The 12,533-nt window shown below is 55.8% G+C and carries 7 protein-coding genes; all 7 read right to left on the bottom strand.

Going from position 1 to position 12,533, the window contains the following annotated elements:
• Positions 1-18 precede the first annotated feature (18 nt).
• Positions 19-1,392 carry a PAAR domain-containing protein gene (locus tag QWJ20_RS20785; RefSeq protein ID WP_433993365.1) on the bottom strand — a complete coding sequence of 458 codons (1,374 nt, stop codon included), beginning with the start codon at positions 1,390-1,392 and terminating at the stop codon, positions 19-21.
• Between the two features lie 9 nt (positions 1,393-1,401).
• Positions 1,402-3,438 carry a type VI secretion system tip protein VgrG gene (locus QWJ20_RS20780; RefSeq protein WP_433993364.1) on the bottom strand — a complete coding sequence of 679 codons (2,037 nt, stop codon included), beginning with the start codon at positions 3,436-3,438 and terminating at the stop codon, positions 1,402-1,404.
• 196 nt (positions 3,439-3,634) lie between these two features.
• Positions 3,635-4,153 carry an Hcp family type VI secretion system effector gene (locus tag QWJ20_RS20775; protein ID WP_039317969.1) on the bottom strand — a complete coding sequence of 173 codons (519 nt, stop codon included), beginning with the start codon at positions 4,151-4,153 and terminating at the stop codon, positions 3,635-3,637.
• Positions 4,154-4,715: 562 nt separating this feature from the next.
• The gene (locus tag QWJ20_RS20770) at positions 4,716-6,071 is read right to left on the bottom strand and encodes a tetratricopeptide repeat protein (protein ID WP_433993363.1); all 1,356 of its coding nucleotides are present in this window, start codon (positions 6,069-6,071) and stop codon (positions 4,716-4,718) included.
• Between the two features lie 28 nt (positions 6,072-6,099).
• Positions 6,100-7,536, bottom strand: coding sequence for a VasL domain-containing protein (locus tag QWJ20_RS20765; protein ID WP_174878597.1), 1,437 nt, complete (start codon positions 7,534-7,536; stop codon positions 6,100-6,102).
• A gap of 48 nt (positions 7,537-7,584) precedes the next feature.
• A complete protein-coding gene (gene tssM / locus QWJ20_RS20760; RefSeq protein ID WP_433993362.1) occupies positions 7,585-11,082 on the bottom strand; it encodes a type VI secretion system membrane subunit TssM in 3,498 nt (1,165 codons plus the stop codon).
• 24 nt (positions 11,083-11,106) lie between these two features.
• The gene (gene tssA, locus QWJ20_RS20755; RefSeq protein WP_433993361.1) at positions 11,107-12,531 is read right to left on the bottom strand and encodes a type VI secretion system protein TssA; all 1,425 of its coding nucleotides are present in this window, start codon (positions 12,529-12,531) and stop codon (positions 11,107-11,109) included.
• Positions 12,532-12,533 lie beyond the last annotated feature (2 nt).

The following is a 12,533-nucleotide window of genomic DNA, read 5'->3' as shown; positions in this document are numbered from 1 at the left end:
TACGTGCCAACCATTGCATTATATTCCCCTGAATGTATTGGTTATCTTCCCGATATCTTCCTTTTTCTGGCTTTCAATACCCGCAATCACCTGATCCATACCGTGGCGAGCAATCGGCGAGCCGCCGACTGCGGGAAGTGCCATCATATCACCGCTTGCTTTCGGCAGGCCCCCTTCCAACAGTTTTGCTACACCAATGATTCCCCCAAGCGCCGCACCAGCGGCTCCGCCAATCAATGCGCCCGCGCCAGACAATAAACCTGGAACCAAAGCCTTACCGTAGGTTTGTGCCATGGTTAATATCTCGCCATCGACCGCTTGTGTTTTAATCAATGACGCTGTTTCTGCCAATGTCGCACCACCACCTCGCAAGGCAGTATTCTCATGTAATCCTGCGGCATTGAACGTATAGCCAGGAAGTTTTGTCACACTGACCGCAGCAGAGGCTAACCCGCCCCCCAGAGAATGACCAACAATAACAGGTGGAGGATTTGGCATCAGATCTTTGACTTGAGTAGCGAGATCCATTGCTTGTTTGTACTGCGCTGATTCAAATCCCATACCCTGAGTGGCGTTAGTCAACCAGTCTTTAACGCCTGTCACCGCATTATTGGTGCCCCGGTAGGTCAACATCGTTTCGCCATTAATTGCTGATTTGAACAGAGCGGAACCAAACCCTGTTTTCTTATCCATAAAATCATTGTCTGTCAGGCCTGGAAGCTTACTCGTATCCAGAATATCCAGCCCAACTGGCGCCTTAGGCAGTTTATCCAGCACGCCTCGTCGGAATTCATCGACAGAATAAACATACTGGGCCGCTTCTGCGCGTAAGATACTGTCGTTATTAAACGCCAGCCGCTTTGCCGCATCGGCTAACCCCGGCAGCGATGCGGCTTCGGTCGCCAGCTTGGCGCGCGCCAGATAACGATCTTTACGCTGGGCGACGGAGAGCAGGTCATCAAGAATGGGCAGCTCGGCGACCGACGCCCATTCCATTAACGTCGGCAACAGCATTGGCGTCAATGCCAGCAGAGGCGCACGGCTTTTTGCCGATTGCTCAGCGCACGGTTTCACCGGGGATTGATAGGGCGAGTCGCCAATGATCACATTCCCACTGCCAGCAGCAACCGAGCCGCCGCAGCCGATCGCATCACCGATACGCGCCGCCAGCTTTCCATTGATGATGACCGTACCGGAGCCCGCGGATATAGCACGACTGTGCACGCCGTGGGGCACATTCGGGCAGGGGCAAGCGTGGAGTAAAACCGCATCGCTTTTACGGGCGGCCGGTTTGCCATTGATAATGACATCACCGCTGCCTTCAATAATCGGGGTGGCGGGGAAACAGCCGTGCCCCGCGCAACTGTCACCTAAACGTGCAGCACCTGGCATAGTTCCTCCTTAACGTCTGTCTGGCGCATCGGGCAGCGTAGGCTTCGTCGGGTCTTCTGGCGTAATTGATACTGGCGCAGTCCCTACGCCAGCCGCACCGCCATCGTTGATCTTCACAATCGTCCCGGAAATCGTGACGCCCGCGCTATCAATCTTGATAAAGCCACCAGGCGCTTTGATGGTCAGTGCCTGCCCCGCTTCCAGCACGATATCCGCGGCTTTCAGGTAGCTGTCTGTATTGACCAGAACTCGCTGATGCGCGCCGATCAGCGTCTCTTCAGAGCCTGACATCGTGGTCTGACGGCTCCCTTCGATATGGGTAATCTCCCCCCCGCCGATGAAACGTTTGAACGAAGCACCAATCTTCTGAATAAAACTCCGGCCAATTTCCTGATGATGATCCTGACCGATGTTTTCAAAATCATCCTTGCCTATCGTTCGGTGGCGGTGACGCGTGACCCGTTGGAACTGATCCTGATCCACGCTGAGGTGCTGATCGCGCCCTACGCTCTGTCGCTGGATGTTGTTGATAACACCATCCATATCTTTCTGAGCGTGATAGTAAATTTGTTCACGCGTCGCCTCATCCTCAAAACGCAGTTCGTTAAAGCCACTGCCTTTATGCGTATCGGTACGCAGCGTCGTGCGCGTTTTATGTGCTGGTAAAACGTACGGCGTCGGGTTGGTCGCGTGGAAGGTTCGCCCGGTCACAATCGGCTGATCCGGATCGCCTTCGAGGAAACTGACGATCACTTCATGGCCGATACGCGGGATAGCAATCATGCCGTACTGGCCGCCCGCCCAGCCCTGACTGACGCGCACCCAGCAGGAACTCTGGTCATTGCTTACACCGTAGCGATCCCACGGGAATTGCAGTTTTACCCGTCCATACTGGTCGCAGTAAATCTCTTCCCCCGTTGGGCCGACGACGGTAGCGATTTGCGGGCCATCCACCATCGGTTTGTATGGCATGGCAGCACGCCATGTCGTCGTGCCTTTCACCACGGCAAAGCTGTTGCTCATGGTCGTCGGTTCGCCGCCGCTTTCCTCTTCCAGCGCCTGCGGCTGTTGCCCGACGTGCGTCACGCTCACCGTCTGCCACACCGCATTCAGCGTCGCATTCGGGTGCTCCGTCAGCGTAAACGTGTTGCCCGGCATCAGCCCCGCGCAGTTGGATTCTCCTTCGCTCGTCACCGCCCCTGAGCGTAGTGCATCCAGTCGATAGCCGCTGAACGCCTTGCCGCTCGGGTCTTGCTTGTAGCGCCCCGGATAGTCGTAATGCTGGTAGCTTTCGCGCTGGTGCTCCAGCTCGCCGCTCATTTTCTTGTGTGACAGCCCGTAAGCCGGCGTCTTAAAGCTGTAGTCTTTCAATTCGACTTCGGCCGTACTCACCCGTTCCGCGTAGTGGAAACGCCGGACATATTCGCCCTCGCTCAGCCCTTGGGTCGCCAGATTGAAGAACAGCTCGGGGCCTTTGGTCAGCGCACCCGCATCGTCGGCAAACACCACCCGGTGTTTCCCCTCTTCGTATTCGTGGAAGAAATACATTCCCTCCTCAGCGGCCAGCCGGGTGATAAAGGCTAAATCGCTTTCCCGATACTGCACGCAGTATTCGCGCACTGCGTGCTCGTTACGCAGCGCAAAGGCGTAGTCGGTAATGCCCGCTTCTTCCAGCAGCGCACCGATAATCGCTTCCGGCTTCTGCGCCTGAAAGATACGGGCGTTGATGCGTAATCCCAGTCGCCACAGGGCTGGACGGACTTCCACCTGATAGCGCGTGCGGCGAAATCCGGTGTCGCCCTGCGTGAAGCCACTGACAATCCCGCTGACCCGACGTTTCAGTTCGCCTTCATACCAAATCATCAGCTCGCACGGCTGGTCCAGCACCGCGCCGAAGTCAACATCCGGCAACGCGCTCGCCAGACTCAGCGACAGGCTAAAAGGCCGGTTCAGCCCTTCATCCAGCCTGAAATCCACCACCGCGAAAGTGCCTGCTTCCAAGGCACCGACCTTTACGGTGAACTGTAATCCTGTACTGTTTGCCACCCGTCCTCTCCTTCTTCCTTCGCCGTTGCCATGGCTACCGCACGCCTCGGGTTCCCCCGGAGCGGCACGTCGCTATCCTGATTAAAATAAAAACCTGAGCTGTGGTCTGAGTCTGCTCACGCCACAGTTCACGTTGATAGAGCATCACGTTGAGAAAAACGCAGAAAACCCGGGACAAGCCCGGGTTCGGTGGGAATTACGCTTCGACCGGTGCACGCCAGTCATCGGAACCGGAAGTCCCGGCAACGGTGTGCTCCCAATCGATTTTGCGGTAGGCCAGCGACACTTCGATCAGCTGGGTATAGTCCAGTTTTGACGGATCCTGGCAATGTGGCATTTTGCAGTCGATGTCCACGATGGTGGCATCGGTCAGCACGGTAGAGAAGAAGTGCTCTTGCTTACCTTCAACCGACGTGCGGTACCATTTCAGGGTCACGGTCGGCAGCATTTCGCCAGATGCCAGAGAGTTGTACATCAGCGGAACGGCTTTGTTCAGCGCGACGGTGAATTTGAACGGTTTGTGCACACGCTGGCCGGACGGCTGACCAGACTGTGGGTCAGTTGGTACGGTGACGATGTGTTTGAATTCCTGTACCAGCATTTCGTCTTCGTGGCCTTCCACATAGATGTTGCCGACAGAATCAGAAGTGAAAGCACCCGCGGTGATGTTGCCCTGAGTTTTACCTTCGATGCTGATATAGCATGGAGTTGGCATAATCTTGCTCCTTGTTGTTGAACGGAATGAGTTATTGAACAGAATGAGTAACTTCACCGTCTGTATAGCAATTCACATGCCAAAAATTATCTTTATGTTTTATAAAGGAATTCCCCTAACCCAAACTCCCCTTAAGTAAAATTTGAGCAAGAAGTTGCGCAGACTTCCTGAATCGTTTGCAGACATTGCGCAAAAAGTGATTTACACCAGAAAGTGAGCAAGAAGTTGCGCAGAATGCGCAGTTATTCTGAAAGTTTGAGTTAGCGATGAATTAATGAAATGAATAGCCGATAGAAACCGTGCTTATTAATAGCAAAAAACTATATTTGGCGATAAATCGCTCATTTTCATAACAATAAAAGTAAGCGATCACTTACGTTTTTATGAAAAAAAGGAATGGCAAAGTCAGGACATTCTGTAATGAAGAGAGTAATGAAAAGAATCATAAAAACAAAAACGCGGGTGTTGCTATCACGCAACACCCGCCTGTTATTGCCACTCTTTATTCCACGACTTATTCCACGACAATCCGACTTACGCCACGATGAGCCACCACCACGGATTACTCTGTTTTCCCCGATGACCAGTGCATCGCCAACCGCTGTCCGGCTTTGATTTCATCCGGCTGCATCGTCGCTTCCAGATCGTTCCGCGCATGAATGGCTTCGCTCATCCCCTCCGTCGCCGCCATCGCGTACCAGGCGTAAGCATGAATACGATTGCGGGAGGCACCCAGCCCATCCTGACGCATCATCCCCATACGATATTGAGCCATACGGTTACCGTCATTCGCCGCCAGACGGTACTGCTTCATCGCCTCAACATAATCCTCTTTGCCGCCTTGTCCCAGCCGTAGCATCTCGCCATAGGCCAGACGGGATTCAGTGTCTCCTGCTGATGCCGCTTTGGCATATTCTTCACGCGCACGCGCGAACTCGCTCGCTGTAAATAACCGCTCACCCAGTTCGCGTTGCGCACGGATATAGCCCGCAGAAGAAGCCTGAACCAGATACTGTTCGCGCTTTTCATGGGTTGTCTGGATCTGGCTGAGCAAATAATCGGCCTCGCCCGATCCGCCAGACGCGGCGCGCTCCAGCCAATAACGCGCCTTTTGCTCATCCCAAGGTAAGCGCTTACCTTCACGGTATGCCTTGCCCAGCCAAAGCTGTGCTTCGGCATCACCTGATGACGCGGATTTTTGATACCAGTTCAACGCATTTTCTCCGTCTTCGTGTCGCGCCATCCACAGCTGCGCCTGTGCCTGACCCAGCGTCGCCGCACGGAAATACCAACGTTCGGCCAGATCGCGACGGATAACCACACCTTTACCCTGCTCGTAGCGCTGCGCCAACTGATACTGCGCATCTCGATTGCCGAGCTCAGAGGCTTTCAGCAGCCACGATACGGCATCTTTTTCGCCGCCTGTATGTGTCGCGTGCCACTGGGCAACGATCAGTTGCGCGGGCGGATAGCCATTTGCCGCAGAGGATTCAAATGCACTCAGGCAGGCCGCCACCAGCTTTCCCTGATGCTGAACCTGACAGTCCATGCCTAGCCGATGCCCCGCTTCGCCATTTCCCAGACGTGAGGACGTTGTCCACCACTGGCGAGCAGACGGACTGTTCTTGGGCGCCCCCAACCCAGCCTGATACCAGTCGCCAACCTGAAGTGCAGCGGCCGCGCGCAATTCCTGATTGCCCGGAAGCTCAGACAAGCCAGACGCCTTCTGCATCCACTGCATCGCTTCGGTGTACTGTGAACGCGTGGCTAGCGTCTTTGCCAGTTGATATTGCGCTTCGCCGTTTCCCCGATTCGCTGACGCCGCCAGTTCTGTTTCAGACAGCGACGTGACCGGCGCCTGACATGACGCCAGCCAACAGGCCGACAGGACTATCACTAATTTTTTGTATTTCATCATGTGCCCAGCGTTTTTCCCTTCACGATAATCAGCTGGCAGAATTACCCTGCTGCAAACGGTACAAGCGAACGTTGAAGGCGCGCAGTTCGTCTTCCATCGCACGTAGCTCTGCTGGCGTCAGCGACTGGCTCTTGGTTTTACGCGCCTCAAGCTCCCGTAGCCGTATCCCGAAGGGAACGTCCGATATCAGGTCTTTTTGCATATCGTAGAGCTTTGATTTCAGATAGGAAATCGTCACCGTCCGGCGCTGCCGCTCCAGTTCCAGCAGTTGCTGCAACGTATCATTGACTCTGGCGCGGGCCTGTTCGTACCCGCGTGTTTTTGGTTCATCGCCCTGCTGACGTTCAAGCGCAATCTGCCACTGGCGTTCCATTTCCTTCACCGCCAGCGAATCGGGATAGAGTTGCTGCATCACGTTTTTCAAGCCGTTGCCGTATTGATACAGGTAGAACGGCGAGGCATTTTTCACCTGCTCCAGCTGTGCCTGATAGCGGTTAATCAGTTCGCCTTCCATGCCCTGCAATTTTTGCTCGCCCAGCGCAATACGTACCCGGCGAATGTCGTTATGATCGGGGGCGGCGGGCAACGCGTACGCCGGTTGTTGCAATAGCGCCAGCGCATCGGCTTTCTGTTCCTGCCAATACTGCCAACCTGTAATGGCCGCGACAGGCAACGCGCAGGTCAGCAACCCGGAGACAAACCAGAACCAGGCTGGCTTCTGCTTTTTATGCGCCTCAATTTTCAATACCGTCGGTTTCATTTGCCCTTTCTCCCGTCCGATGAGAATGCTGCCCGCAGGCAGAGCAGCCTGACCCGAGCCTGATGACCCACCGCTTTGCACCGTCGCGCCGGGTTCCATGTCTGAATGAAAGAACACCATGGGTGGAATCTGCATATCCTGCTTTTTCAGTTCTTGATCGTCCGACACAATGACAATCTCGGTTTCATCAAACAAATGGGTATAGCCTTCGACAAAGTGCAGCAGATTCTCGACACGAGGAATGCGGCTCAGCCCCGAGTTATGCAGCTTTTCACTCATCAATTGCAGCGCACGTTCGCAACGGTAAACCAGCCGCTTGTGTTCATGGCTGATGGCGTATTGACGTACCACTTCGCTGATGCGAGCAATAAACCAGTCCAGCATCTCGATACGCGCCCGTTCCTGATGGACCGGCGGCCAGAAGTTATCCCACTGCGTGACGATCAAATTCGCCAGAAACTCACAGCTTTCCGTGAAGCCGGTCAATCCCGCCAGCCGCGAACGCGCCAGCGTAAAGTAGATCGCGGTCTGGAGATCCACGCCCTGCTTTTCAAAGATGGTGGTGGCCATATCGTGCACCAGCATCCAGTCCACATCAGGACGCGACGCGTGACTCAACTTGTTAATTTCCGCCCGAAGTGCGTCAAACTCCGGCAGCATCCGTGGATCTCGGCCTACTTTCAGGGCCTGTTGTGCATCTTGCATATCACATCATCCAGCAATAGGGAGCCTAGGCAGGCTCCCGAGAGTTAATTAATAAAGCGAGTCAGGCAGCGTGAACTGGCTGAACAGACCACCGGCAAACGGGTTATGGCTGGCATCGGTATAAACGCGATAGGTCATCGCTCCGTTCTCCAGCGAGAAGCGCACGTCAAAGGTGTTCTCATTCACCTGAGTCAGCTGATCGCTATTGATTAACCGGAACATCGCCCACGGCCCGCTAAAGCTCAGGCTGCGCGGCGAACGCTCACGATCGTCCGGCACCAGCGTCAGCTTACTTTCTGCACCGTCACGCATACTGTTTGGCCACACCAACGGCGTTTTCTGGCGACGACCGTGGCTGTATTCCAGCAACTGTCCGTCCAGATTCAGCACACTCCGGCGCTTGTTCGCCGTCAGTTCCAACGGTTCCAGAACGAAATGTACTTCCAGGCTGCCCTGCGCATTAAACAGGGTCTGGCGGATGCGAGTCGCGCGTTCAAGCTGTTTCACCAATTCAGCCTGCAGAGGCGATGCCATGCCTTCTTCCAGCATGCCGCTTTCCATCATCGCCTTGAGGTTGGTCTGATAGAAGTTGTCCAGCGTCCCGCCAGTCATGAAGAACATTTCCATTTCCGATAGCGGCACATCTTTGTTCGATGACGGATCGAAAGGGTAACGATCTGCCAGCTTCTCATTGAATGGCGTCACGACCTTATCCAGCCATTCCTGATTCAGCGACGACATCGCCAGCCCGGTCACCAGACTGGCGCTCTCTCCGGCTAATTGCCCTACCCAACGATCCAGCGGTGCGGGAAGGCTGCGGGCGTATTGCTGTAAGGCGAATACCGGATCGGCAAATTTATTCCCCTGCCGCGCCTGTACCGCTTTCAACGCCGCCTGTCCCGGATCGGTCGCGTTAACGATCTGATCGAGATAGTGATAGAGATCCGTCAGCTTCTGATTGACCTCTTGCACCAGCGGCCCCTGCTCTCCGCGTCCGCTCAGCGCCGCATTGATGGTCATAAACGGACGACCGGTACGCGTGTTAATACTCTGCGCGGTGTCGTTGTCATCATCGGACAGCTTACGGATACGGGTGTTGTCACTGACCGTAGTCAGCACGCGCTGGAAAGGCTGATCGTTGCCGGTAATATCCGTGAGAATATCGAGCGCCTGCTCCGGCGTATCGAGCGTCTGCACGTCAATGTTCGCCAGCACTTTCTGCCACTGGTTGATGTAATCCGTAATGTAGCGGTCATTTACCTGACGCAGAATTTCCCGCCGATCGGCCTCGCTGAACTGCGCACGTTCACGCTGTCCCAGCACCCAGGCGTCCAGCGCCGTCAGCTCTAACAGCGCTTTGTCCTGCTTGAGGTAATAGTCGCTAAAGCCGGGATACGTCAGCAGCCGAGGCACGCTTCCCGCTTTGTCATTACGCAGGGAAAACACCGGATCAAAGGTCGGGCCGACTTCATCACGAATCGCTAAATCTGGCGGTAGCACCTGCGTCGCCTTCATCACCAGACTCTGATAAACGCGCTGATACATCGGCAGCTTGCTCAGTTCCTGCTGAGCCAGCGTAATCGGCTGACTAAAAGGTGCAAACGTGCTGATCGCTACTGCGTCTTTCTGCTCACGTGCCTTGTGCCAATCGGTGTGCTCAAGGGCGTAATCCAGATGCTGCATCAGCTGTTCCTGCACGTTGCCCTGTCCGGGAAATTCCTTCTGCCAACGCTGCGCCATAAACTGTTCGACCAGCGTTTTATTGCGCCCTGACGCATCATCCAGCATCCGCATCACGCGCAGAATCGTCAGCTTTTGCTCACTATTGGCAGGTGCCTGATTCAGATCTTCCAGCAGCCCTTGCATCACCGCCGGGAGAAAGCGCTGATTCAGCATTTGCAGATAGGTGCCTTCAACATGAGGCCCAATCTTGTCGCCCTGATACAGGCCAAGATCGGCCAGCAGCGGCGTGCGCTCATGGTAATTACCAAAGGATAAGGTCGCATCGCGAATCAAATTCAGACGCGGCAGTTGCTGATAGCCGTAGCCCTGCTGGCCTTCCAGCTCATTGGTGCCGATAAAGGCCTGTGCTTTCGTCAGGACGTTACGCCCGGCTTCTTCATTGACCCGATAGAAATGGTGCCAGCTACCAATCAGTGCCAGACTCGCGAGCAGCATGCAGCCCACGCCGATGCTCAGCCGACGTCGGCGATAGAGGCTATGCAGCCGGTTTTCCCCTGCCAGACTGGCCTCTGGGAAAATGACGTCAGGGAAAAGACGCTGCACAAAGAACGTATTCGATTCACCGCGCAGCGCAGGGTTGATCGGCTCTGGCAGTTGATAGCGTCGGGAAGCCGACTGCGCAAAGGCATCGAATGGCACCCCTTGTTGATAGACCGAGCTGACGTAGACACCGCGGATCAGGAACGCGCGATCTTCGCCCGTCGCTAACGTTTCCGTCAGCACTTCCATCACGTAATCTTTCACCCCAGCCAACTGGCGAACGAACGAGAACAGCGAATTGCGCACACTTCTGTCGGATTGCGTCAGTAGCATGTCCGGCAGGTTGTCATTCAGGTGCGTGACCCACTCGTCCCAGAAACGCTCCAGCTCTTCTAACCAGCCTTTGCTGTTGCTCGCCTGCGGCGTAAACGTCACCCCTAATACGGCCTGACGCGCCTCGCGGTTCAACTGGCGATAAACCTTATCGAAGCCGCTCAGCATATCCAGCCGGGTCAGTGCGATGTACACCGGTAAGCGCGTATTGATGTTGACGGAAATTTCCTGCAAGCGAGCACGCATCACCTGCGCGTAGGCTTTGCGATCGGCGACGCCAGCCTGTGCCAGCCAGGAAATATCCAGCGTGAGCACCAAACCGTTGAGCGGCTGGCGGCGGCGGTTTTCACTGAGCCACTGCAACAGGTGCTGCCACAGTCGAGCATGACGCTGTCCGAGCGAATCGCCTTCCAGCTCAGGCTGGGCAAGTAGCTGTCCGCTGGGATCCCAAATCACCGCGGATTCACCGACCCAACTGCTCACCTGCTGGCCTGCCGCCACGTCTCGCAGCTCCGCATCCAGCTTCGGATTCATTTTGTTTGCCGGATTAGCGCGATGGATCAGGCTACTTTTCCCGCTGCCAGCCAGACCAATCGTCAGATACCAGGGCATCGCATATAGCGCTCTTTTCCCCAACTGGGTCTGAAACGCCTCCAGCCAGCGGTCGAGAAACGTCTGCTGGCTGTCGACATACACCTGCAAGGGATCCTGTTCAATCACCTGCTGTTCATGACGCTCCGCCCGCATCTGCTGTACACGACGCCAGACCATCCAGGCGCTGTAGGAGAACGCCAGCCACAGCCAAACCAGCGTGAACACCACGCGGCCCCAAATTCCCTGTAATGGACGCGACTCGCCCACCGTCAAACGCGGCCCTAGCCACCAGGCCAGAACCAACACGACGACCCACAGCAGCACGCCCAAAAGTAGCCAGGAGGGTTTCAGTTTAGGCAACTGCTTGCGTAGAAAGGTTATGATTGTTTTAAACATAAGTGACCATTCACTCCGAATGTCTTATTTTTTGCGGGATGCCGCCAACCGCTCCACGCGGCTGACCATTCCCGGTTCCCATTGCATCAGGCCCAATTGTTGGCTTTCCTGCCACATGTGCTGATAGTGCTGTGCTGCCAGTGATTTCATCCCTTCTTCGGCGAGTAAATCCGCCAGTACCAACTCGGCATAAAAGCGGTCACGCGGTTCTTTCAGGCGACGCATGCGTTCATCCAATAGCTGCATCGCCGCCCCAATGCCTTTCTCGTCCCGACAGGCCGCAGCCTCCGTTGCCAGATCGTCCTGCCGCGCCCCACCGCCGCCGCGAACGGGCTGGCTAGACTGCAACCACTGGCTGCATTTCCCGCTCAAAAAAGGCGCGCCATCGCTGAACGCCAGTTCACGCAGCTCCGGCACACGCTGAATAAACGCCGAAAGCTCCTCGGCAATCGCCATCGCGACGGAAGCATGCCCCAACCGTGAGGCCACCGAGGCCGACAACATATGGCCATCAAACCAGTAAGGTGCCAAAACCAGACTTTGTTCTATGCGTTCCCACAGCGCCAAATCGGCCTGAGCCAGCGCACTTTGGTATTCATCCACGCGGTCCGACGAGACGGGCGCCAACTGGGTTTTATTCCCCTTGGACGACATTGGCGGTGTGGCAATGCCGGACCAGATAGCGTGGCGGCGCAGACGGTAACCCATCGGTGAATCGGGATGACGCTCAACCAGCAGCGCCGCGACGTTCAACTGGGTTTGCCGCCAACCGCGTTCGTCGGATGAATTAATCTCCACCGAACTGACTGGCGTCGAGGCCGTGCTGGCGCTGGTTTCACTTCCGCCCGCACTTCCACTGCCGCTGGCTGCTGGGGCAGGCTTCGCCGTCTGATTCGCCTGTTCCTGCGCCTGCTGTCGCTGTCTGGCGCGCTTAACGCCCTGCACCAGTTCATCCATCAACGCCGCTTTGTCGCTGGCCAGTTCGCCCCAGCGAGTCGCCACCTGATCCGTTAACTGCTGTAGTTGCTCCAGCTCTGCGCTGGATGCACTTTCTGCAATACGGGGCAACGCGCTCTCAAAACGCCGAACAATCTGGATCATCAACTTCTGTTTCTGAACCGGACTGGCAGGCCACGCGGGCACCCAGTAATTTTCCAGCCAACTGTCCAGCAGCATCAGCGCAGTAGAAAACGGAGTCGCTTTGGCCGGGTGCTGTAAACAGCGCAATAGCTGCACCAGTACCCGCATGTCTTTGGTTTTGCTTTCCAGCAAGGTCAGGCAGTAACCCGCCACCACGTTAAGGTCGACCTGGTTATGCGCCAGCGATCCCAGCTTGACCAGCTCCGTTTCGACCTTTTCCCAGAGCGGATCGTCCGGCAATACCGCCGCGCGTAACTTCTCATCTGGCAACGAGGTTTGCAGGCGTTTACACCAGGGATGTGCATGCATGA

This window comes from Pectobacterium sp. S5 (genome assembly GCF_051707265.1).
Lineage (GTDB): Bacteria > Pseudomonadota > Gammaproteobacteria > Enterobacterales > Enterobacteriaceae > Pectobacterium > Pectobacterium polare.
This window is presented reverse-complemented; position numbering and strand designations above follow the sequence as displayed.

Excerpts from the sequence above, each read along its gene's own strand:
- QWJ20_RS20785 (WP_433993365.1), bottom strand. The coding sequence starts at position 1,392 with ATGCCAGGTGCTGCACGTTTAGGTGACAGTTGCGCGGGGCACGGCTGT.
- QWJ20_RS20775 (WP_039317969.1), bottom strand. The coding sequence starts at position 4,153 with ATGCCAACTCCATGCTATATCAGCATCGAAGGTAAAACTCAGGGCAAC.
- QWJ20_RS20770 (WP_433993363.1), bottom strand. The coding sequence starts at position 6,071 with ATGATGAAATACAAAAAATTAGTGATAGTCCTGTCGGCCTGTTGGCTG.
- QWJ20_RS20765 (WP_174878597.1), bottom strand. The coding sequence starts at position 7,536 with ATGCAAGATGCACAACAGGCCCTGAAAGTAGGCCGAGATCCACGGATG.
- tssM (WP_433993362.1), bottom strand. The coding sequence starts at position 11,082 with ATGTTTAAAACAATCATAACCTTTCTACGCAAGCAGTTGCCTAAACTG.
- tssA (WP_433993361.1), bottom strand. The coding sequence starts at position 12,531 with ATGCATGCACATCCCTGGTGTAAACGCCTGCAAACCTCGTTGCCAGAT.